At 72.3% G+C, this 20,562-nt stretch carries 21 protein-coding genes; 13 read left to right on the top strand and 8 right to left on the bottom strand.

The genetic code is table 11. The features are described 5' to 3' along the window. Positions 1 to 22 precede the first annotated feature (22 nt). From ABD223_RS09290 to ABD223_RS09300, 3 genes are read left to right on the top strand one after another with little or no spacing between them, the layout of a single operon-like run. The gene (locus tag ABD223_RS09290) at positions 23 to 286 is read left to right on the top strand and encodes a helix-turn-helix domain-containing protein (protein WP_344035596.1); all 264 of its coding nucleotides are present in this window, start codon (positions 23 to 25) and stop codon (positions 284 to 286) included. After that, positions 265 to 861 (top strand): TetR family transcriptional regulator, encoded by a 597-nt coding sequence (locus ABD223_RS09295; protein ID WP_344035597.1) that lies wholly within the window; start codon positions 265 to 267, stop codon positions 859 to 861. The genes ABD223_RS09290 and ABD223_RS09295 overlap by 22 nt, the downstream gene beginning before the upstream one ends. 59 nt (positions 862 to 920) lie before the next feature. Further along, entirely contained in the window at positions 921 to 1,529 is a 609-nt protein-coding gene (locus ABD223_RS09300) for a TetR family transcriptional regulator (protein ID WP_344035599.1), read from the top strand. A gap of 44 nt (positions 1,530 to 1,573) precedes the next feature. On the opposite strand, the gene ABD223_RS09305 is transcribed toward ABD223_RS09300, so the two are convergent. Continuing rightward, positions 1,574 to 2,275 carry an SDR family oxidoreductase gene (locus tag ABD223_RS09305; protein WP_344035601.1) on the bottom strand — a complete coding sequence of 234 codons (702 nt, stop codon included), beginning with the start codon at positions 2,273 to 2,275 and terminating at the stop codon, positions 1,574 to 1,576. 91 nt (positions 2,276 to 2,366) lie between these two features. Here ABD223_RS09305 and ABD223_RS09310 point away from each other — a divergent pair, with 91 nt between their 5' ends. The 5 genes from ABD223_RS09310 to ABD223_RS09330 all read left to right on the top strand — a co-directional run bounded on the left by ABD223_RS09310 (position 2,367) and on the right by ABD223_RS09330 (position 6,470). After that, complete coding sequence (locus ABD223_RS09310; protein WP_344035602.1) at positions 2,367 to 2,915, top strand: TetR/AcrR family transcriptional regulator; 549 nt, start codon at positions 2,367 to 2,369, stop codon at positions 2,913 to 2,915. A 16-nt stretch (positions 2,916 to 2,931) separates the two neighbouring features. Continuing rightward, complete coding sequence (locus ABD223_RS09315; RefSeq protein WP_344035603.1) at positions 2,932 to 3,129, top strand: hypothetical protein; 198 nt, start codon at positions 2,932 to 2,934, stop codon at positions 3,127 to 3,129. 23 nt (positions 3,130 to 3,152) lie between these two features. Next, positions 3,153 to 4,595, top strand: a complete 1,443-nt coding sequence (locus ABD223_RS09320; protein ID WP_344035604.1) for a hypothetical protein — start codon at positions 3,153 to 3,155, stop codon at positions 4,593 to 4,595. Between the two features lie 193 nt (positions 4,596 to 4,788). Then, the gene (locus tag ABD223_RS09325) at positions 4,789 to 5,730 is read left to right on the top strand and encodes a hypothetical protein (RefSeq protein ID WP_344035605.1); all 942 of its coding nucleotides are present in this window, start codon (positions 4,789 to 4,791) and stop codon (positions 5,728 to 5,730) included. Next, positions 5,727 to 6,470: a hypothetical protein gene (locus tag ABD223_RS09330; protein ID WP_344035606.1), complete on the top strand. Its 744-nt coding sequence runs from the start codon at positions 5,727 to 5,729 to the stop codon at positions 6,468 to 6,470. Before ABD223_RS09325 ends, ABD223_RS09330 begins: the two co-directional genes overlap by 4 nt. Here the strand turns inward: ABD223_RS09330 and ABD223_RS09335 are convergent. From ABD223_RS09335 to ABD223_RS09355, 5 genes are all read right to left on the bottom strand, one after another. Then, positions 6,467 to 6,865 (bottom strand): DnaJ family domain-containing protein, encoded by a 399-nt coding sequence (locus ABD223_RS09335; RefSeq protein WP_344035607.1) that lies wholly within the window; start codon positions 6,863 to 6,865, stop codon positions 6,467 to 6,469. The two genes, ABD223_RS09330 and ABD223_RS09335, sit on opposite strands and share 4 nt — an antisense overlap. Before the next feature lie 48 nt (positions 6,866 to 6,913). Beyond that, positions 6,914 to 7,309, bottom strand: coding sequence for a YciI family protein (locus ABD223_RS09340; protein ID WP_344035608.1), 396 nt, complete (start codon positions 7,307 to 7,309; stop codon positions 6,914 to 6,916). Positions 7,310 to 7,473: 164 nt separating this feature from the next. Further along, complete coding sequence (locus ABD223_RS09345; protein WP_344035609.1) at positions 7,474 to 8,586, bottom strand: cellulose binding domain-containing protein; 1,113 nt, start codon at positions 8,584 to 8,586, stop codon at positions 7,474 to 7,476. Between the two features lie 9 nt (positions 8,587 to 8,595). Then, entirely contained in the window at positions 8,596 to 10,218 is a 1,623-nt protein-coding gene (locus tag ABD223_RS09350; protein WP_344035610.1) for a cellulase family glycosylhydrolase, read from the bottom strand. Between the two features lie 384 nt (positions 10,219 to 10,602). After that, the gene (locus ABD223_RS09355; protein WP_344035611.1) at positions 10,603 to 11,625 is read right to left on the bottom strand and encodes a LacI family DNA-binding transcriptional regulator; all 1,023 of its coding nucleotides are present in this window, start codon (positions 11,623 to 11,625) and stop codon (positions 10,603 to 10,605) included. 103 nt (positions 11,626 to 11,728) lie between these two features. Here ABD223_RS09355 and ABD223_RS09360 point away from each other — a divergent pair, with 103 nt between their 5' ends. Next, on the top strand, positions 11,729 to 12,697 hold the full coding sequence (locus tag ABD223_RS09360; protein WP_344035612.1) for an acetylxylan esterase: 969 nt from the start codon (positions 11,729 to 11,731) through the stop codon (positions 12,695 to 12,697). A 144-nt stretch (positions 12,698 to 12,841) separates the two neighbouring features. Here the strand turns inward: ABD223_RS09360 and ABD223_RS09365 are convergent, their stop codons facing one another. Next, the gene (locus tag ABD223_RS09365; RefSeq protein WP_344035613.1) at positions 12,842 to 15,142 is read right to left on the bottom strand and encodes a beta-xylosidase/alpha-l-arabinosidase; all 2,301 of its coding nucleotides are present in this window, start codon (positions 15,140 to 15,142) and stop codon (positions 12,842 to 12,844) included. Further along, a complete protein-coding gene (locus tag ABD223_RS09370) occupies positions 15,136 to 16,125 on the bottom strand; it encodes a LacI family DNA-binding transcriptional regulator (protein WP_344035614.1) in 990 nt (329 codons plus the stop codon). Before ABD223_RS09370 ends, ABD223_RS09365 begins: the two co-directional genes overlap by 7 nt. 229 nt (positions 16,126 to 16,354) lie before the next feature. On the opposite strand from ABD223_RS09370, the gene ABD223_RS09375 reads away from it, so the two are divergent. From ABD223_RS09375 to ABD223_RS09390, 4 genes are all read left to right on the top strand, one after another. Beyond that, positions 16,355 to 17,614 carry an extracellular solute-binding protein gene (locus tag ABD223_RS09375; RefSeq protein WP_344035615.1) on the top strand — a complete coding sequence of 420 codons (1,260 nt, stop codon included), beginning with the start codon at positions 16,355 to 16,357 and terminating at the stop codon, positions 17,612 to 17,614. Continuing rightward, entirely contained in the window at positions 17,614 to 18,468 is an 855-nt protein-coding gene (locus ABD223_RS09380) for a carbohydrate ABC transporter permease (RefSeq protein ID WP_344035616.1), read from the top strand. The genes ABD223_RS09375 and ABD223_RS09380 overlap by 1 nt, the downstream gene beginning before the upstream one ends. Then, complete coding sequence (locus ABD223_RS09385; protein WP_344035618.1) at positions 18,465 to 19,283, top strand: carbohydrate ABC transporter permease; 819 nt, start codon at positions 18,465 to 18,467, stop codon at positions 19,281 to 19,283. The genes ABD223_RS09380 and ABD223_RS09385 overlap by 4 nt, the downstream gene beginning before the upstream one ends. A gap of 222 nt (positions 19,284 to 19,505) precedes the next feature. After that, positions 19,506 to 20,546, top strand: coding sequence for a LacI family DNA-binding transcriptional regulator (locus ABD223_RS09390; protein WP_344035619.1), 1,041 nt, complete (start codon positions 19,506 to 19,508; stop codon positions 20,544 to 20,546). Positions 20,547 to 20,562 lie beyond the last annotated feature (16 nt).

The following is a 20,562-nucleotide window of genomic DNA, read 5'->3' on the forward strand; positions in this document are numbered from 1 at the left end:
ATCGCCGACGAGAGGTGCCGCCGTGCCGGATGAACCCCGACCGATCAGCGACCTCCTGCCGGAGCTGCGCCGCGGGCGCGGGTTGACCCAGCACGACCTGGCGTCACGGCTCCACGCGGCGTCCGGCAACGCGAGCGTCACCCGCGAGGAGGTGTCCCGGTGGGAGCGCGGCAAGCGCATCCCCGGCCCGTACTGGCGGGCGTGGCTCGGTCGGGTGCTCGACACCCCGGCGCGCGAGCTGGAGCGGGCGGCGGCGGTCGCCCGGTGGACCCGCAGACGGCGGTGACGACCCGCGACGAGCTGCTCGCGGCGGCGGCCGAGGTGTTCGAGCGCCACGGGTACGTGCGGGCGACCGTCGACGACGTCTGCCTCCGCGCCGGCGTCACGAAAGGCGCGCTGTACGGCCACTTCAGCTCGAAGAAGGCGCTCGCGGTGGCGTTGGTGGAGGAGCACGCCCGCGAGTGGGCGCGGGCGCGCGAACGGCTCCAGCGCGTCCACCGCAGCCCGTTGCAGGTGCTGGTGGACCTCGGCTACGCGACGGACGACCCGGTGGTGCGGCGGCTGGTGTTCCAGTCGCCGGTGTGGGAGGAGGTCGCCGAGCGGCAGCTCGCGCGGTGGCGGTCCACGGCGCACGACCTGCTGCGCGGCGCGGCGGCGCGCGGCGAGCTGCGCGAGGACGGCGACCTGCCGTCGCTGGCGGAGGGCCTCGTGGCCGAGCTGGTGGGCGCGCACCTGGTGGGGATGGCGGTGGACGCGGCCGACGCGGTGGCCCTGGGCCTGGCGCGGGTCTGGCGCTCCTGGCTGCCCGCCGTGGTGCGGCCGGAGGTGTGGGCGGGCTTGCGGGTCGACCCGCCTCGTTGACTTGGCGTGCTCAATTGACTACCGTGTGTCATCGAAAATCGATGCCGTGGAGGCTTCGCGTGAACGATCCGACCAGGGGACCCCGCACGAGGGCCGCCCTGGTCGCCGCGAGCATCGAGCTGTTCGACCGCCAGGGTTACGAGTCCACGTCGCTGGAGGCCGTCTGCCGGCGCGTCTCGGTGACGAAGGGCGCGCTGTACCGGCACTTCCCGTCCAAGCAGGCGCTCGCGGTCGCCGTGGTCGAGGAGTACTTCCGCCGCTGGCACGACGTGCGCGCCGAGCTGGAGGGCGCCGGCGGCGGGCCGCTGCGCACGCTGATCGCCCTGACCGAGCGGATGGGCCTGCTGGTGCACGAGGACCGGACCGTGCGGGTCGGCGCGCGGCTGCTCTACACCAGCGAGCTGTTCGACCTGGTGGCGGGCGTGCACTTCGCCTGCCTCACGGCCGTGGTGCGCGACCTGCTCCACCGGGCGGCGGCGGCGGGCGAGGTCGTGGCGGGCGCGGACGTGCGCGAGGAGGCCGAGGGCTTCACCACGGCCGTGGTCGGGGCGCACGTGGTCTCGGTGGTCGCCGCGCGGGCGGGCCGGCCGCTCGCGCCGTGGCGGCGCAGGCTGGACCGGCTGACCGCCCACCCCGTGCTGCCCAGCTCAGTCGCGGCGTGCCCCTGACCGTCCCCAGTGGACGGTCCCGGCATTTTCGGTTCGTTCGCCGGTCAGCCGGCGAGCACCGGGTACTGCACGGCGATCTCCTGCGCCAGCGCGGCCTTCGCGCGCCGCGACACCTCGTCGGCCAGCACCTCGAAGGCGTCGGCCTCGACGCCGTCCAGGGCCAGTTCCGCGACGTGGCGCGGGTCGCTCTTGGGCGCGGTGACGGCCGCGGTCATGTCGGTGTCCACGTAGCCGACGTGCAGTCCGGTGACGCGGATGCCGCGCGTGCGCAGGTCCAGGCGCAACGAGTTGGTCTGGGACCAGAGAGCGGCCTTGGAGGCGCTGTAGGAGCCGCTGAGGGCGGCCCAGGACAGGGCCGAGGCCACGGTGAGCAGGTGGCCGCCGCCGTGGCGCTCGATGATCGGGACGAAGGCGCGGGTGACGTTCAGCGGGCCGTAGAAGTTGGTCTCGAACTCGCGGCGGACGTCCTCGACCGGCGAGTCGAGGAACGAGGCCCGGACGAGCCCGCCCGCGTTGTTGACCAGGATCGTGACGTCGTCCGCCTCGCGGACCGCCGCGGCGACCGAGGCGGGGTCGGTCACCTCCAGGGCGAGCGGGACGGCGTCGGGGTGCGTGACCGCGCGCGGGTCGCGGGCAGTGGCGTAGACCTTGCGCGCGCCCCTGGCGTACAGGGCCTCGACCAGCGCCTTGCCGATGCCGCGGCTGCCGCCGGTGACGAGCGCGGTCGCGCCGTTGATGATGGTCATGATGCCCCTCCAAGGATGGAAACCGATCTGTTTCCTGGCACTGTAAACCGATCTGTTTCCTCCGCGCAAGCGACGGGGTAACCTGCCCGGTGTGACCTCTCCACGCGACCGCCTGCTCGACGCCGCGGGCGAGCTGTTCCACCAGGAGGGCGTGGGCGTCGGCGTCGACGCCCTGTGCCGGGCGGCGGGCGTCTCGAAGCGGTCGATGTACCAGCTGTTCGAGAGCAAGGACGAGCTGATCGCGGCCAGCCTGGAGCGCCGCGGCCCGACCTACGACGCCCTGCTGCTCCCACCGGGGGGCGGAGCCCCGCGCGACCGCGTCCTGCACGTCTTCCAGGCCCAGGACGCCCTCACCACGAGGCCGGGCTACCGCGGCTGCCCCCTCGTCGCCACGGCGGTGGAGCTGAAGGACCCGGACCACCCGGCCAACGACGTGGCGCGCCGGCGGAAGCAGGGCCTGACGGACTTCTTCGCCGCGGAGGCGCGGGCGGCGGGCGTCACCGACCCGGACGCGCTGGCCGCCCAGCTGACCGTGGTCTTCGACGGGTCCTCGACCCGCGCGGTGCTCCGCGCCGAACCCCTGGGAGGCCTGGGCGTCCGGACCGCCACGGCGTTGCTCGACGCCGCCGGGATGTCCTGACTGCCAGGATGGCCGGGTGGAGGTGCGCAACGAGACGAGCGGCCCGGTGCACGGCGCCGTCTTCCAGAGCGCGTCGATCGGCGCGGTGCACCTCGGCCCGACCTCCGTGCCCCTGCGGGTCGCGGTGCGCGACCCGCGAAGGTCTTCCACGACGTCCTGGCCGACGGCTTCACCGGCCGCCGGTGGCTGCTCCGCGAGGTCGACGAGTTCCTGACCGGGCCCTGCGGCTACCTGTGGGTGGAGGCGGAAGCCGGTCTGGGCAAGACCGCGTTCGCGGCGCACCTGGCGCGCGAGCGCGGGTGGCCGTCGCACTTCGCCCGGTACGCCAACGGCGGCGCGGTCCGGGTCGGGTTGCAGAACCTCGCGGGGCAGTTGGCGCGGCTCCGAGACCTGTCCGCCCTGGTGCCGGGCGGCGTGCTGCCCGACCGGGCCTACGCGCCGGAGGGCTTCGAAGCGCTGCTCGGCGAGGCCGCCGACCAGGGCCCGCCGGCGCTGGTCGTGGACGGGGCCGACGAGGCCGAGCAGTCCGGCGGCCTCCCGTGGGGCCTGCCTCACACGCTGCCGCCGGGCGTGCACGTGGTCGGGACGTACCGCACGGGCGCGGCGCGCCCGGCGAGCGACTCGCCGTCACGGGTGGTGCGCATCGAAGCGGATGACCCGCGCAACCGCGCCGACCTGGGCGCCCACCTGTCGACGCTGGTCGAGGACCCCGACCTCGCGACCACCCTGGCCGACCGCTGCGGTGGCGTCTGGGTGTACCTGCGGTACCTGCTGCACGAGATCAGGCTCGGCACGCGACAGCCGGACGAGCTGGCCTCCCTACCGCCGAACCTGCGCGCCTACTACACGGCCCAGCTGACGAGGTGGTCCGGCTCCCCCGACTGGCGAACCGGCCTGCTCCCCCTGCTCGCCACCCTCACCGCGGCGGCCGAGCCGCTGGACGTCACCACCCTGTCCGGGCTGACCGGGGCGGACGTCCGGCAGTGGTGCCGGCACGACCTGCGGCCGTTCCTCACCGCGACCGACGAGTCACCGCGCCGGTACGCGATCTACCACGCGAGCTTCCGGGAGCTGGTGGACGGCGCGGTGCCGGCCGACGGGTCGGACGACGAGCGCGCGTGGGCCGACGCCCTGGCCGAGGCGACGAGGTCCGCGCACGGGCGCATCGCCGACCGCTGCCTGTCGACCGTGGACGACTACGCCCTGCGGAACCTGGCGCGCCACCTGGTGGGCGCCGGTCGTGAAGCCGACCTCCACCGGCTGCTCACCGCCGAGGAGGACGGCCGCAACACCTGGTTCGCCGCGCACGACGCGGTCGACGGCATCGACACGTACCTGGCGGACCTGGCGCCGGCCACCACCCGAGCCCGGCAGCGGGTGGACGAAGCCGTGGCCGCCGGCCGTCCCGCTCCCGCGCTGGTCGACCTGGTGCGGTACCTGCTCATGACCTCCTCGGTCACCGGTCGCATCGCTGGTTCCCCGAGCGATGTGATCGCGGCCCTGGTCGAGCACGGCGTCTGGACCCCGGAACGCGCCCTCGCGCACGTTCGCCACCAATCGCCGAGCCTCGTCCCGTGTCATTGGGCGTGCTGCTGCCGCACCTGCCCGAAAGGCTCCTGTCCACCGTGTTGCGCATCGCGGTGGACATCACCGACGAGGAGCGGCGCGCCGACGCCTTGATCTTGATGGCGGGGCGCCTCCCGGAACACCTGCTCGACGGCGTCGTCGAGGCGACCGGGACCATCACCGACCCGTCAAGGCGGCTGACCTTCTTGAGGCGGCTCTTGCTGCGCCTGCCGGCGGACCGCAGGCCCGCCCTCACCGCGCGGGTGCTCGACATCGTCCCCGGAGCGATCCCGACCGCGTCGAGGCGTTGTCCGAACTCCGAGCCCACCTCCCGCCCGAGCGTCGGCGGGACTTGCCGGAGCTGGTCGGGGAAATCCCGGATGAGTACCGCCGGGCCGCCGCGGCGCGCAGACCGGGGTGGGTCGGGCACGCGACGAGCGATCAGCTCGTGGAGATCGCCGAGACCATCACGTCGCCGCGAGCCGAGATCACCGTGCTCTTCGCGGCAGCCGCCCAGGCCCCGGCCGAGGCCAAGCCGCGTTTCGCCGAGCTGGTCTGGCGCGCGGTGGGTGCCACCCGTGACGCCGCGGAACACTCCCTGGGAATGATCGGGTTGTTCGAGCACCTGCCGGCCACCCTCCAGCAGGAGGTCGTCGAGTTCGCCGGCACGGCCGACAACCGCCACGCTCGTGCCTCCGCGCTCGTCGAACTGCTCTCCGTCGTGTCCGGCGACCAACTCCAGGAAGTGCTGGGGCGCGCGTTGGACGAGATCTTCTCCCTGATGCGGGGCGGCTCGGGGTGGCGCCACCTGCCCAAGGTGCTGGCGCACATCCCCGCCGAACGACGTCCGGTCCTGTTGCGCCGAGCGATGGAGGTGGCCGCCTCGTCGAGCGGCGCGACCCACGCACGCGCCAGGACGCGCCTCGCCCTGGCCGCGCCCGCGTCGTCGCGCGGTCCCGCCATGACCGCGGCCATGGCCGCGATCGACGCCATCAAGGACGAGCGCGAGTTGTTCCGGACCCGGGTGTGGCTCGCCCGCCACCTTCCGAGGATGCCGAGGTGGTGGCGGCCGAGGTGGTGGCGAACGGATTCCCCTACGCCGCCGCTCATCTGGTCCACCACCTGCGCCCGGACCAGGCGGAGGAGGCGTTCCGGCGCGCCCTGGACGATTCCGACGCGTTCACCGGGCCGGCTCGGGCCGCTGAGCTGGTCGCACGAGTGCCCGAGAACCGCCGCAGTGCTCTCGTGACCGACCTGCTCGCCAGGGCGTCCCAACTCCACGAAATCCACCGGTTGCGGATGTTCGCCCTGCTGGTGCCCACTCTGTCGGACGAGCAACGACTCCACGTGGCAAAGCTCGCGCAACGGACTTCGCACCGCGACGCCTCCCTCCTCCTGCTGATCGCGCCGGCGCGGCGGGACCCGGCACTGGGTGACCTGGCGGTGGACGTCGCCGCCACGTGCGGGTCCGGGGGCCAGTCGTTGCCGGACGCGCTGCTCGCCGCGGCGGAAGTGGCGACTGCGGCCGGCGTGGCGCGAGCCGTGGAGAGCGCCAAGGCCGAGGAGGACGACGTCACCCGCGCATCCGTGCTGCCGACCCTCGCGGACCGGCTCACCGGGGCCGAGCGCCGAGAGCTGCGGGAACTGGGCATCGAGTCGGCACGGCGATTCCTGTCCGAGCACCCACTCGGGAAAGGCGTGCTGCGCTACGGCACCCTCTTGTTCCCCGACGAGCTCGCCGACAGGAACCCACCCGTCAGTTTCGGCTTCTACAACCCCCTGTTGCAGTTGGTGGTCAAGCTCTCCGAGCTGCCCGAAGCGCAGGACGCGTTCCTGACGTCGTTGGAAATCGCCACCCGCGCCGTCAACCGCGACCAGTTCGCGTACCTGGTGGGCGCGACCGCCCCCGCCCTCGCCCGCCTCGGCGGCCCGGAAGCCCTGATCCGGATCTCCGAGGCGGTCGGCGACACCCTGCGGTGGTGGCCCTAGCGGCGGGCGGCCCGCCACTCCCCCACCACGTGCTCCACGTCGAACGGCATCAGGTTCAGCGGCGGGCCGGACCGGGGTTTGCGGATCGCGTCCTCGATCTTCGCGTTGACCTCCGCCAGGACCCGCCGCACCTCGGCCTCCGACGACGCCCGCCCGGCCGCCTCCCGCGCCGCCGCGGCCTCCTTGCGCAGCAGCAGCGTGGGCGGCAGGGCGGTGCCCTCCTCGCGGCGCAGCTTCTCCTTCACCCACCACAGCTCGTCGTGCGGCTCCCGGAGGCCCTCCAGCGGCTTGCCCGCGCCCGGCAGGTCGTCGAACTCGCCGCGCTCCTGGGCCTCGCGGATCTGCCGGTCGATCCAGCTCTCGAAGTCCATACCAGCGGGTTTGCGCTCGGTCATGGTCCCCACCCCCCATTCCAGGCTACCCAAGGCAGGGGTGTTCGCGGCTCACACCTCGGGCGCGGACATCAGCTCGCGCACCTCGATCGCCTGGCCGAGCGGCACGCCGTTCGGGCCGGGCGCGGCGGACGCCTGCGCCGCGATCTCCAGCGCGCGCTCCAGGGTGGCGTCGACCAGCCAGTAACCCGCCACCACGTCCTTGGACTCCGCGAACGGGCCGTCGGTGACGACGGGCGCGCCGGAGCCCGTGTTGACGACCCGCTTGGCCAGCTCGGGGCCCGACAGGCCCTGCGCGTCGACCAGCTCGCCGGTGCCCGCCAGGGCCGCGCCGAGGTCCTGCTGGAACTTGATGTGCGCCGCGATGTCCTCAGGAGCCCACTGGTCCATCGGGGTGTCGCAGGTGGCGCTGGAGCCGTAGTTCATCAGGAGCAGGAACTTCGCCATGTCGGACTCCTCGGTGCGGTGCGCCCGGTTCGGCGCTCTCACACCCAGGACGTAGCCGGTCGCGGGTTCTCTACACGAACCCGCCTGTGACCTGCGCCACTCCACGGGTCGGCCAGGTCGCGCGCGAGGGGGTGCCGGCGCGAGGCCGGCACCCCCTGCACGAATCAGCCCAGCGCGCAGACCGGCGCGGGGTTCCAGCCGGTCGGGTCGCCGGTGCCGTTGAACCCGGCGGTGACGGAGCCCGCGGGCGGGACGGACCCGTTCCACGAGGCGTTGGCCACCGTGACGGTGCGGCCGCTCTGGCTGAACGTGCCGTTCCAGCCCTGGGCCACGGTCATCCCCGCGCCGAGGTCGAAGCGGACGGACCAGCTCCGGCCGGCCGACGCGCCCGGGTTGCGGAGGACGATCGTGGCCGAGAACCCGCCCGGCCACCGGTTGCCGATCCCGATCTCGACCGCGCACGTCCCGCCCGGCGACGAAGTCGTCGTCGTGGTCGTGGTCGTGGTGGTCGTGGTCGTCGTCGTGCTGGTGGTCGTGCTGGTGGTCGTGGACGTGGGCGTGGCGCCGTCGAGCGCGGACACCACGGCCGGGATCCACCTGTTGGCGATCTTGCGGTCACCGGCGGCGTTCGGGTGCACGCCGTCGTAGGTGTCGCTCCCGGTGGAGAACCCGGTCCACTGGTCGACCACGGTGATCGGCGACCGCGCGGTGGACTTGCCCGCCGCCCAGCCGGGGATCGCCGCGTTCAGGTCGACCACCCGCTGGGGGCACTCGGCGCAGGCGCTCGCCGCCATCGGGATGATCTTCGCGACGATGACCCGCATCGACGCGTTGTTGGCGCGCATCTGGTCGACCAGCTTGGAGTAGGCGGCCAGGATGGTCGCCGTGGACCGGTTGCTCCACACGTCGTTGGTCCCGAAGTGCATGATCACCACGTTCGGGTTGGTGGCGTTGAGCCAGCCCACGAGCTGGTTCTGGTCGGCCACCGCGGTGACCAGCGCCCCGCCGTGCCCCTCGTTCTCGCCGTCGTAGGCGAAACCGCAACCGTCACCGGCGCGGGTGCCCACGAAGTCGATGTCCGAGTGCCCGGCGGCGCGCAGGTCCCGGTCCAGCAACGCGCGCCAGCAGCCCGGCGACCCGGTGATCGAGTCGCCGAGCGCCATGATCCGCGTCGGGGCGGCGGCCTGGACGGACGCCTGCCCCGGCACGGCCACGAGGAGCCCGATCACCGTGGCCAGCGCCGCGAGCAGCGCCGGCACCGCGATTCCCTTCGACATCGCAGCCCCCTAGGCGGTGGTGCAGGAGGCGCCGTTGAGGGTGAACGCCGTGGGCGCGGCGTTGGCGCCGTTCCACGAGCCGATGAAGCCGAAGCTCACCGAGCCGTTGGCCGGGATCGCGGCGTTGTAGGACACGTTGGTCGCGCTCAGCGCGGTGCCCGACTGGCTCGTCGTGGCGCCCCACGACTGCGACACGGTCTGACCGTTGGCCCAGGTCCAGCGCAGCGTCCAGCCGCTGACCGCGGTGGCGCCCGTGTTGGCGATCTTCACGTCGCCCTGGAAACCGCCCTGCCACTGGCCGGCGACCTTGTAGGTGACCGCGCAGCCGGCCGGGCCGCCGCCACCGGTCTGGGTGGTGACGTTGACCGTGTTCGACCGGGTCGAGCGGTTGCCCGCCGCATCGCGCGCGTACACCGCGAAGGTGTAGGCGGTGCCCGCGGACAGGCCGGTGACGGTCGCGCTCGTGGTGGCGGAGGAGGCCGCCGCGGTCTCGGTGGTGCCGCTGACCCGGACCACGTCGTAGCCGGCGACGCCGACGTTGTCGGTGGCGGCGGACCAGGCCAGCGTGACCGACGACGAGGTCACGCCGCTGGAGGTCGGGGTGCCGGGCGCGCTGGGCGGGGTGGTGTCGCCCGGGTCGCCGCCACCGCCGTACACGCTGGCCTCCTTGGAGGTGGCCTTGATGCCGTTGGCGCCGTTGATCGCGCGCTGGCCCCAGGTGGTCAGCTGGGAGGCGTTGAAGCCGGTGACCATGTCCAGGTACTCGACGCCGCCGCCGTTGCCGGACCACGACCAGGCCAGGTAGCCCAGCTTGAGCTGCTGGGTGGTGGCGAAGATGGTGTCCTCGTCGGGGTTGCCGTCGCTGTGGTCGTAGCCGAACTCGCCGACCACGATCGGCAGCTTCGCCGACACGAACCGGTTGAGGTAGTCGTTGACCTCGGCGGCCGTGTCGAACACGCCGTACATGTGGATGGAGAACACCGTGTTCTTCTGGGGGTCGGCGTCGAACACCGACTGGGCGTTGTCACGCATGGTGAAGGCCCAGTCCTGGCCCCAGTTCGGCGCGTCGACCATGATCGTGTGCTGGAAGCCGGCCGAGCGCAGCGACGTGATGGCGTCCTTGGTCGCCTGCGTCCACCCGGTGTAGCCGGTGTTGCCCCACGGCTCGTTGCCGATGTTGAGGATGACGTACTTCTCCTGGCCGGCCATGGCGGTCTGGACGCTCTTCCAGTACTCCACGGCGCGCGCCAGGCTGACCGCGCCGCTCTGCTCCTGGTAGCCGGTGGTGTCGTGCACCTCCAGCACGCAGATGAGCTTGTTGGCCTTGCACTGGCCGATGACGTTGCTGACGTCCGAGGCGTCGTTGCGGGTCCACCGGTCACCGCTGGAGAGGACGACGCGGACGGTGTTGGCGCCCGTGGCCTTGATGTCCTTCAGCGCCTGGGTGGTGCGGTCCAGGTACCAGGTGTGCGCGTGGTTGACGCCGCGCATCACGAAGTCGTTGCCGTTGGCGTCCAGCAGGCGCCCGTTGGCGACCGTGAAGCCGGCGGCCGCTTGGGCCGGCACCACCGTCAGCAGTGAGAGGACCAAGGCGGCGACGGCTGCGCCGGCCAAGGCGAATCGCTTGCGCATGGGTGTACCTCGCGGAGTTGTCGACACTGACATTGGCGAGCGCAGGGCAGCGCGCCCACCCGGCGGGCAGGCACCCACACCAAAGCAATTAACCGCTTAAGTGTCAACGGGCAATTGTGGCCAAAAGTCCAGGTCAGCAGCGTTTTATGCAGCACTCAGCACAACTGGGAGCGCTCCCAGAAAGCGATCTCAGTGTGCCTTGGGAGGACGGGCCGCGTCCAGACCGGTCCCCCGAGCTGTCCGGAACCGGACACGACGCCCACACCCGACCCGACCCCGCTCCCAGGCGCGGTGCAACCGACCCGACCCGGACTCGCCCGGCTCGCCGGCCCGACGCAGCCCGGCCCGACGCAGCCCGGCCCGACGCAGCCCGGCCGGCGCACCTCAGCCCGCGGGCGCCTGCCCGGTGCTCGACCGCGGCACCAGCTCCGGGTCGGAGGTCTTCACCTGCTCCACCGGTCCGCCCCCGATGACGTCGAGCAGCAACCGCACCGCGGCCGCGCCGCGCTCGGCGATCGGCCGGCGCACCGCCGACAGCGCGGGCCTGACCAGGCGGCACAGCGCGGAGTCGTCCCAGGCGACCAGGGACAGCTGGTCCGGCACGCTCAGCCCCAGCTCGTGCGCCACCCCCAGCGCGGACACCGCCATCACGTCGTTGTCGAACACCAGCGCGGTGGGCGGCGACCCGCCGGTCAGCACGCGGCGGGTGACGCGGGCCGCGGCCTCGTCCGAGTAGTCGGCGTGGACCACCCGCGCCTCGCCCAGGCCGAGCCGGGCGACGGCCGTGGTGAAGGCGCGCGACCTGGTCTGGGTGTGCACGAACCTGGTGGGTCCCGCGACCCGCACGATCCGCCGGTGGCCGAGCGCGACCAGGTACTCCAGCACCTCGATCACGGCCGTCTCGTCGTCGGTCCACACGCACGGGACCTCGGGCGCGACCGGTTCGCCGAGCACCACGGCGGGCAGCCGCAGCTCCTGCACCAGCTCGACGCGCGGGTCGTTCTGCACCAGGTCGACCAGCAGCACGCCGTCGACCCGGCGCTCGCCCCACCACCGCCGGTAGGCGGCCAGCTCGGCGGCGGCGTTGTCGGTGACCTGGAGCAGCAGCGACGTGGGCCCGCCGGCGAGCGCGCCCTGGATGCCCGAGATGAGCTGCATGAAGTACGGCTCGACGCCGATCACCCTGGCGGGCCGGTCCACGACCAGGCCGATGGCGTTGGCGCGGCCGTCGCTGAGGGAGCGCGCCGCGCTGCTGGGCACCCAGCCGAGGCGGTCGGCGATGTCCATGATGCGGCGGCGGGTGGGTTCGGAGACGCCCGGCCGGTTGTTGAGCGCGTAGGACACCGCGCCGGTGGACACGCCGGCCGCCTTCGCGATGTCCGAGATGGTCGGACGCTTAGCTCCCACCGCGCCTCCTCGATGCGTGATCATGAGTTTAGACCGCTGTTGAGACAGTCCGCCCCGGTAGGGTGATTAAGCGCTTAACTGATCATGGGGAAAGGGGACCTCCGTGCCCTGGTTCGACCTGTCCGAGCGGGAACTGGCGACGTACCGCACCGCCACCACCGAGCCGGACGACCTGGACGCGTGGTGGAAGGCGCGGCTGGAGGAGGCGCGGGCAGCCGCGCGACCGCCGGTGCTGACCCCGTACGCCTCGGACGTCTACGGCCCCCTGCCGGTGTGGGACGTCGAGTTCTCCGGTTACGGCGGCGACCGGGTGCGCGGCTGGTACATCCGGCCGGCCGGGTCCGGGGTGGCCGAGCTGCCGACCGTGGTGTGCTACATCGGCTACGGCGGCGGGCGCGGGCTGCCCTCGGAGCACGTGCTGCTGCCCGCGGCGGGCTACGCGGTGTTCGTGATGGACACCCGCGGCCAGGGCGGGCGCTGGACGCTGGGCGCCACGGCGGACTCCGGGTTCGCCGGTCCGGAGCACCCGGGCGTGATGACGCGGGGCATCGCCTCGCCCGAGACCTACTACGTGACGCGGCTGATGGTCGACGCGGCCCGCGCGGTGGAGGTGGCCGCCTCCCTGGACGGGGTGGACGCGGCCAGGGTCGCCGTGTCGGGCGGCAGCCAGGGCGGCGGGCTGGCGCTGGCCGCGGCGGCGCTCAACGGCGACGCGGTCAAGGTGTGCCACGCGGACGTGCCGTTCCTGTGCGACTTCCAGCGGGCGGTCACCATCACCGCCGCCGAGCCGTACGCGGAGATCTCGCAGTTCCTGGCCCAGCACGTGGACCTGATCCCGCGGGCGCTGGACACCCTGCGGTACGTGGACGGCGCGCTGCTGTCCCGCCGGATCACGGCCACGTCGCTGCTGAGCGTGGGCCTGATGGACGAGGTGTGCCCGCCGTCCACGGTGTACGCGGCGTACAACGAGATCACCGCGCCGAAGGAGATGGCGGTGTTCCCGTTCAGCGGGCACGCGGTGCCCCGGGTGCACGACGAGCGGCGGCTGCGCCACCTGCGCGCGCACCTCTGAGCGGGCGGCGGTCAGCGGCGAACCGCGAGGGGGCCACCGCCATAGCCCCCTCGCGGCCGCCCGGTCGGTGGACTCGGCGGCTCTCCGGGGACCCCGGTAGCTCGGTCCGGGGTCCCTGCGTCCACGACCGGCTCGTGGCGGCGGTCAGCCGACCTCGACGGGGGTGTCCAGCACCCGGTCGTGGCCGACGGCGCGCTGCTCGCCCGTCACCCGGACCGACCGCTCCCAGCGGACGTCGTCGCTGGAGCAGCCCACCAGCAGCACGACCTCGCCGGTCTCCACGACCCGCCGGCCGTCGCGGCCGGTGAAGGAGGTGCGGTCGGCGTGCAGCCGGAACGACACCCGCCGCTGCTCGCCCGCCTCCAGCTCGACCCGGGCGAAGCCGACGAGCTGGCGCACCGGCCTGGTCACGGTGGCGACCGGGTCGTGCAGGTACAGCTGGACGACCTCGGCGCCGGACCGCGCGCCGGTGTTGCGCACCAGGCACGACACCTCGACCTCGCCGTCGGTGGGCAGCTCGTCGCCGGCGGCGAAGTCCGACAGCTCGAACGAGGTGTAGGACAGGCCGTGGCCGAACGGGTACAGCGGGGTGGGGTCGACGGAGCTGATGCCGCCCTTGGCGCCCAGCTTCGGGTGCAGGTAGGTGGTCGGCTGCCCGCCGGGGGTGCGCGGCACCTGCACGGGCAGCTTGGCGGACGGGTTCACCCGACCGCTGAGCACGCCGGCCACCGCGCCCGCGCCCTCCTCGCCGGGGAAGAACGCCTGCACCACGGCCGCCGGCCGGTAGGCGCCCAGCGCGTACGGGCGGCCGGCCAGCAGCACCAGGACGACCGGCTTGCCGGTCGCCAGCAGCGCCTCCAGCAGCTCGCCCTGCACGCCGGGCAGCGACAGGTCCTCCGCGTCGCAGCCCTCGCCGGAGGTGCCGCGGCCGAACAGGCCGGCCAGGTCGCCGAGGACGGCCAGCACGACGTCCGCGTCCCGCGCCGCGTCGACCGCCTCGGCGATGCCCGCCCGGTCGTCGCCGGAGACCTCGCAGCCCTTCGCCGTGGTGACCGCGGCGTCCGGGAACTCCTTGCGCACGGCGGCCAGCAGGGTGTCCATCTCCACGCCCAGCGGCACCTCGGGGTGGTGCACGCCGACGTGGTTGGGGAAGGAGTAGCAGCCCATCATGGACAGCAGGTCGTCCGCGCACGGCCCGACGACGGCCAGCTTCCCGGGCGCCGTCAGCGGCAGCGCGCCGGAGGCGTTGTCCAGCAGCACCACGGACCGCTCGGCCATGGTGCGGGCCAGGTCGCGCAGGGCGGGCGGGTCCAGGTCGACCGGCTCGCCGCGCAGCGCGGCGGGCGAGTCGGGCTGCCAGCCCTCGTCCAGCAGACCGAGTTCACACTTCTGGGTGAGAACGCGGGTGACCGCGCGGTCCACCAGCGCCTCGTCGACCTCGCCGGCGCGCACCAGCTCCGCCAGCGGCTCGCCGTAGCAGCGGACGCTGGGCAGCTCCACGTCGATGCCCGCGGCCAGGGCCAGCGCGGCGGCCTCGCCGGGCGAGCCGGCCACGCCGTGGGTGGTCTCCAGGAACGACACCGCGAAGTAGTCCGCGACCACCACGCCGGTGAAGCCCCACTGCTCGCGCAGCAGGTCGGTGAGCAGGGACGGGTCCGAGGCGGGCGGCACGCCGTCGATCTCGGCGTAGGAGTTCATCACCGAGCGCGCGCCGCCGAGGCGCAGCGCCATCTCGAACGGCGGCAGCACCACGTCGGCGAACTCGCGCGGTCCCATGTGGACGGGCGCGTGGTTGCGGGCGGCGCGCGAGGCGGAGTAGCCCGCGAAGTGCTTCAGGGTGGCCACGATCCCGCTGGACTCCAGGCCGCGGGTGTAGGCCGCGCCGACGAGGCCGACGAGGTACGGGTCCTCGCCGATGGTCTCCTCGGTGCGCCCCCAGCGGGGGTCGCGCGTCACGTCGAGCACCGGCGACAGGCCCTGGTGGACGCCGAGGTCGCGCATCACGCGGCCCACCTCGCGGGCCATGACCTCGACCGACTCGGGGTCGAAGGACGCGCCCCACGCGAGCGGCACCGGGAACACCGTGGCCTGCCAGGCGGTGAAGCCCGCCAGGCACTCCTCGTGGGCCATGGCCGGGATGCCGAACCGGTTGTTGGCCACCAGCCTGCGCTGGGTCTCGGCGAGCACCTTCGCGCCGACCAGCGGGTCGACGGGCCCGGTGCCGAACACGCGGGTCAGCTGCCCGAGGCCGGGCTTGGTCAGCTCGTCCCACGGGGGCAGCGGCTCGGCGAACTCGTGCTGCGCGGGAGCGACCTCCTCGCCCTCCGAGATGCCCACCCACACGCCCACCAGCTGGGCCAGCTTCTCCTCCAGGGTCAGCTCGGCCAGCAGGGCGGCGACGCGCTCCCCGGTCGGCTTGCCGGGATCGGCCCAGGGGTTCAGCACGGTGGCTCCTTCGTTGACGATCGGACGACGAGTTCGGTGGCCAGCTCGACGCGCTCGGTCTCGACCGGTCGGCCCGCGATGAGGTCGGCGAGCATCCGGCCGGCGTGGCGGCCCATCTCCGTGAGCGGCTGGCGCACCGTGGTGAGCGCGGGGGACGACCACACGGCGACCGGTAAGTCGTCGAACCCGACCACGCTCAGGTCCCGGGGCACGGACAGCCCGGCGACGCGGGCGGCCTCGATCACGCCCAGCGCCTGCTCGTCGTTGCCCGCGAAGACCGCGGTGGGCCGGTTGGGCTGCGCCAGCAGCTCGGCGGCGCGCCGGAACCCGCCCTCGTGCTTGAAGTCGCCGTTCTTGACCAGCTCGGGGTCGAACGGGATGCCCGCCCGGTCGAGCGCGGCGCGGTAGCCGTCGACCCGGGCGCGGCTGCACAGCATCCCGGCCGGTCCGCCGATCACGCCGATGCGGCGGTGGCCCAGCCGGATCAGGTGCTCGGTGGCGGACAGGCCGCCCGCCCAGTTGGTGGCGCCGACGCTGGGCACGTTCGGCTGCGGCAGGTCGACGGGGTCGATCACCACCACCGGGATGCGCGAGTCGGCCAGCACCCGCCGGTCGGCGGCGGTCAGCTGGGAGGTCACCAGGAGCGCGCCCGCGCGCCTGGCCTCGACCAGCGACGCCGCCCAGGACGCGTGGTGGCGAGGCTTGTCCGTGGACGACACGACGACGTGCAGGCCGGTGTCGACGACACCGCGGATGATCTCCACCGCCCAGGGGCTGTCCAGGGCGGTGAACACGAGGTCGACCAACATGTGCCCGGAGGCCCGGCGGGACCCCACGGGCACGTAGTCGTACTCGGCGAGGAGCTGCCGCACCCGAGCCCTGGTCTCCGCGCCGACGTCGTCCTTCCCGTTGAGGACTTTGGACACCGTCGGGAGCGACACGCCCGCTGCAGCAGCAATCGTGGCCAACGTGGCTCGACGCATGGGCCGATAGTATCGAAACTCGATCGAAACACAAGAGTGACCCTTTGACGTGCAGAAACGCGACCTCGTCTCAGTTCAGAGTGAGCCTTGACACGCGTCCGGTACCCGTCTAGGTTCTCCGCAAGTCGTGGATGTTTCGAAATGTTTCGAGGCCACGAACATTTCCGCAGCGTGGCAGAAGGGTGGCGGTTGCATGTCCCGCCGATCATGGACGCGTCCCCTCATGGCGATGGGGCTCGTCGTCGCGGCAGCAGTGGCTTCCGCGTGCGGCTCCTCCGGTCCGGCCGAGTCGGGCGCGGGTGAGCTGAAGGTGTGGGCGCTGGAAGACCCGGTGCTCAACCCGATCGAGCAGAAGTCGATCGACTCCTTCAAGGCCCAGGGCGGCAACGCCTCCCTGGAGACCTTCGGCAACGACCCGTACAAGCAGCGCCTCCGGGTCGCCATCGGGTCGCCGCAGGCCCCCGACCTGTTCTTCAACTGGGGTGGCGGCAACCTCAAGGAGTACGTCGACGCGGGCAAGGTCGCCGACCTGACCTCGCTGCTCGACGAGAACAAGGCCGCCAAGGACAAGTTCATCCCCAGCGTCCTGGACGGCGCGACGCTCGACGGCAAGATCTACGGCGTGCCGATGCGCGGCATGCAGCCGGTGATCCTGTTCTACAACAAGAAGGTGTTCACCGAGGCCGGCGCCGAGCCGCCGAAGACCTGGGACGACCTGCTCTCGCTGGTCGACACCTTCAAGGCGAAGGGCGTCACCCCGATCGCCCTGGCCGGCACCCAGGCGTGGACCGAGCTGATGTGGGCCGAGTACGTGCTCGACCGCTTCGCGGGTCCCGAGGTCTTCAAGAAGATCCGGGACGGGGGCCCCCAGGGCTGGAAGGACCCGGCCGTGGTCGAGTCCCTGTCCAAGCTCAAGGAGCTGATCGACCGCGGCGGCTTCGGCACGAACTTCGCCTCGGTCGGCTACGACGCCGGTGGCGCGTCCACCATCCTCGCCCAGGGCAAGGCCGCGATGCACCTGATGGGCTCGTGGGAGTACACCAACCAGCTGGGCCAGAGCCCCGACTTCGTCAAGGCGGGCGACCTGGGCTGGGTGGCGTTCCCGACGATCCCGGGCGGCAAGGGCGACGCGTCGAACCTGGTCGGCAACGTCAGCAACTTCTACTCCGTCACCGCGGAGTCGAAGAACCTGGACGCGGCGAAGAAGTTCGTCACCACCACCCTGCACGAGGACTCCTACATCGACGCGCTGGTCGCGGCCGGTGACGTGCCGCCGGTGGTGGGCGCCGAGGACAAGCTGAAGGCGGCGGACAACGCCGACTACACGACCTCGATCTACCAGATGGTGCTGGACACGAAGAACTTCCAGCTCTCCTGGGACCAGGACCTGCCGGCCGACGACGCCACGTTCATGCTGACCCAGCTCCAGGAGTTCTTCCTGGGCAAGGTCTCGCCGCAGCAGTTCGTCGACGCGGTGGCCGCGCGCTGATGTCGTCCCAACGACCTTCGGGCTGGTACGCCGCACCCGCGTTCGCGTTCTTCGCCCTGTTCGCCGCGCTGCCCATGGTGCTCGTGGTCTACCTGAGCTTCACCACCTGGGACGGCCTGGGAACCCCTCAGGTCAGCGGGGTCGACAACTGGACCCGGTTGATGGAGGACGGCGAGGCCCACGCCTCGGTGGGGCGGACCGTGCTGCTGATGGTCGTGTCCTGGCTCGTCCAGACCCCGATCGCGTTGCTGATCGGGGTCTGGGCGGCCGGCAAGGAGCGGTCGCGCGCGGTGCTCAGCTCGATCTTCTTCCTGCCCCTGCTGCTGTCCACGGCGGCGATCGCGCTGCTGTGGCAGGTGCTGCTCGACCCGAACTTCGGCGCCTTCGTCGGCGGTCCGCTGTTCCTGGGCGACACGGACATCGCCATCTACACCGTGGTGTTCGTGATCTCGTGGCAGTACATCCCGTTCCACACCCTGCTCTACCAGGGCGCGGCGCGGGCGATCCCGCCGTCGCTGTACGAGGCGGCGACCATCGACGGCGCCTCGCGGTTCGGGAAGTTCAGGAACATCACCCTGCCGCAGCTGCGGTACACGATCGTGACGTCGTCGGTGCTGATGCTGGTCGGCTCGCTGACCACGTTCGACACCGTGCTGATCCTGACCAACGGCGGACCGGGCACCGCGACCCGCATCCTGCCGCTGCACATGTACATCACCGGCTTCAGCGGCTTCGAGATGGGCTACGCCAGCGCGATCGCGGTCGTGCTCGTGGTGCTCGGCACGGCGCTGTCGGTGGCGGTCATGCGCTGGAGCGGGTTCCGCTCGATGAGCAGCCAGCAGGAGGGGTCGTGAAATCTCGTCCGAACTGGCTCGCCGGGCTGTTCTCCCTGGCGTGGCTGGCGCTGGTCCTCGGGCCGCTGGTCTACCTGATCACGGTGTCGCTGCGCACCCGCACCGAGTACCTCGGCAAGAGCGCGTGGTCGGTGCCCGAGGCGCTGACCCTCGACAACTACGAGACCGTGCTGACGGGTGGCTTCGGCCAGTACCTGCTCAACAACGTGATCGTGACCGCGGCGACGGTGGTGATCGTGGTGCTGATCGCCGTGCCGTGCGCCTACGCGGTCGCGCGGAGCCAGGCCCGGTTCGTGCAGCGCGGGTTCACCCTGCTGCTGATCGGCCTGGCCATCCCGGCGCAGGCGACCATCATCCCGATCTACCTGCTGATCACCCGGATGCACCTGTACGACACCCTCCTGGCGATCATCCTGCCCACGGCGGCGTTCGCGCTGCCGGTGGCCACGCTGGTGATGACCAACAGCCTGCGGGAAGTGCCCCGCGAGCTGTACGAGGCGCAGGCGATCGACGGCGCCGGCCCGTTCCGGGTGCTGATGTCGCTGGTCCTGCCGCTGGCCAGGCCGGCGATCATGACCGTGGTGGTCTACACCGCGCTCAACGCGTGGAACGGGTTCCTGTTCCCGCTGGTGCTCACGCAGTCCGAGTCGTCCCGCGTGCTGACCCTCGGGTTGTGGGACTTCCAGGGGCAGTTCGGCACCAACGTGCCCGCGCTGCTGGCGGCCGTGACGCTGTCCGTGCTGCCGATCTTCGTGGTGTACCTGTTCGGGCGGCGGTTCCTGCTGAGCGGCCTCACGGCCGGCTTCGGCAAGTAGCCGACCGACACCCGGCCCCGCGGCGACGCGGGGCCCCCGCGCCAGGGGCGTGGCCGTCCAACCTCTCTCCCAACGGCCACGCCCCCTCTGCGTTTGCCGAACTGTTTCGAAAAGTCATTCGACAATTTCGGCCTCTGTGGATCCCGAAGAGTGAGCCACACCGCTTTCCGATCACCACATTGACCAGCCTTCCGCGCGTGTTGCTGCCGTAGACTGCGGCCCATGCCGACCAAAGCCCAGCCAACCTCGGATGGCACCGCCACGAGCAAGATCACCATCGCGGACATCGCCGCCGAGGCCGGGGTGTCGGTACCGACAGTTTCGAAGGTCATGAACGGTCGTGCCGACGTCGCGCCGCACACGCGGGAGAAGGTCGAGGCGATCATCCGCCGCCACGGCTACCAGCGGCGGTCGGACGAGCGGTCACGGCGGTCCAACCTGGTGGAGCTGATGTTCCACGAGTTGGAGAGCGCGTGGGCGCTGGAGATCATCCGCGGCGCCGAGCAGGTGGCCGCCGAGAACGGCCTGGCGCTCGTGCTCAGCGAGTCGCAGGGCCGGCTCACCCCGGGCCACGGCTGGCTGGAGGGCGTGATCGCCCGCAAGCCGCTCGCGGTGATCTCGGTGTTCTCCGACCTGACCTCGCAGCAGCTGGCGAAGCTGCGCGCCCGCGACATCCCGGTCGTGGTGGTCGACCCGATCGGCGAGCCCCAGCTGGAGACGCCCTCCATAGGGGCCACGAACTGGAACGGCGGGCTGACCGCCACCCGGCACCTGATCGAGCTGGGGCACCGCCGGATCGCCATGATCGGCGGCCCGGAGCGGGTGCTGTGCAGCCGCGCCCGGGTGGACGGCTACCGCGCCGCGCTGGAGACCGCGGGCCTCGCGGTCGACCCGACCCTGGTCCGCTACGGCGACTTCCACGTCGAGTCCGGCCGCGCGCAGTTCGCGCAGATGCTGGAGCTGCCCGAACCGCCCACCGCGGTGTTCGCGGGCTCGGACCTCCAGGCGCTCGGCGTCTACGAGGCCGCCCGCGCCGCCGGCCTGCGCGTCCCCGACGACCTGAGCGTCATCGGTTTCGACGACCTCCCGGTCGCCCAGTGGGTGGGCCCGCCGCTGACCACGGTCCGGCAGCCGCTGCAGGACATGGCCGCGGCGGGCACCCGTCTCGCCATCACGCTGGCACGTGGTGAAGAGCCCGAACACCGCCGAATCGAGCTTGCCACCACGCTGGTGGTGCGGCAGAGCACCGCACCGCCGCGCTGACGAGCCGTCTTTTCCT

The organism is Saccharothrix xinjiangensis (genome assembly GCF_039527585.1).
GTDB lineage: Bacteria > Actinomycetota > Actinomycetes > Mycobacteriales > Pseudonocardiaceae > Actinosynnema > Actinosynnema xinjiangensis.

Excerpts from the sequence above, each read along its gene's own strand:
- ABD223_RS09305 (WP_344035601.1), bottom strand. The coding sequence starts at position 2,275 with ATGACCATCATCAACGGCGCGACCGCGCTCGTCACCGGCGGCAGCCGC.
- ABD223_RS09335 (WP_344035607.1), bottom strand. The coding sequence starts at position 6,865 with ATGACCGAGCGCAAACCCGCTGGTATGGACTTCGAGAGCTGGATCGAC.
- ABD223_RS09340 (WP_344035608.1), bottom strand. The coding sequence starts at position 7,309 with ATGGCGAAGTTCCTGCTCCTGATGAACTACGGCTCCAGCGCCACCTGC.
- ABD223_RS09345 (WP_344035609.1), bottom strand. The coding sequence starts at position 8,586 with ATGTCGAAGGGAATCGCGGTGCCGGCGCTGCTCGCGGCGCTGGCCACG.
- ABD223_RS09350 (WP_344035610.1), bottom strand. The coding sequence starts at position 10,218 with ATGCGCAAGCGATTCGCCTTGGCCGGCGCAGCCGTCGCCGCCTTGGTC.
- ABD223_RS09370 (WP_344035614.1), bottom strand. The coding sequence starts at position 16,125 with ATGCGTCGAGCCACGTTGGCCACGATTGCTGCTGCAGCGGGCGTGTCG.
- ABD223_RS09375 (WP_344035615.1), top strand. The coding sequence starts at position 16,355 with ATGGGGCTCGTCGTCGCGGCAGCAGTGGCTTCCGCGTGCGGCTCCTCC.
- ABD223_RS09380 (WP_344035616.1), top strand. The coding sequence starts at position 17,614 with ATGTCGTCCCAACGACCTTCGGGCTGGTACGCCGCACCCGCGTTCGCG.
- ABD223_RS09390 (WP_344035619.1), top strand. The coding sequence starts at position 19,506 with ATGCCGACCAAAGCCCAGCCAACCTCGGATGGCACCGCCACGAGCAAG.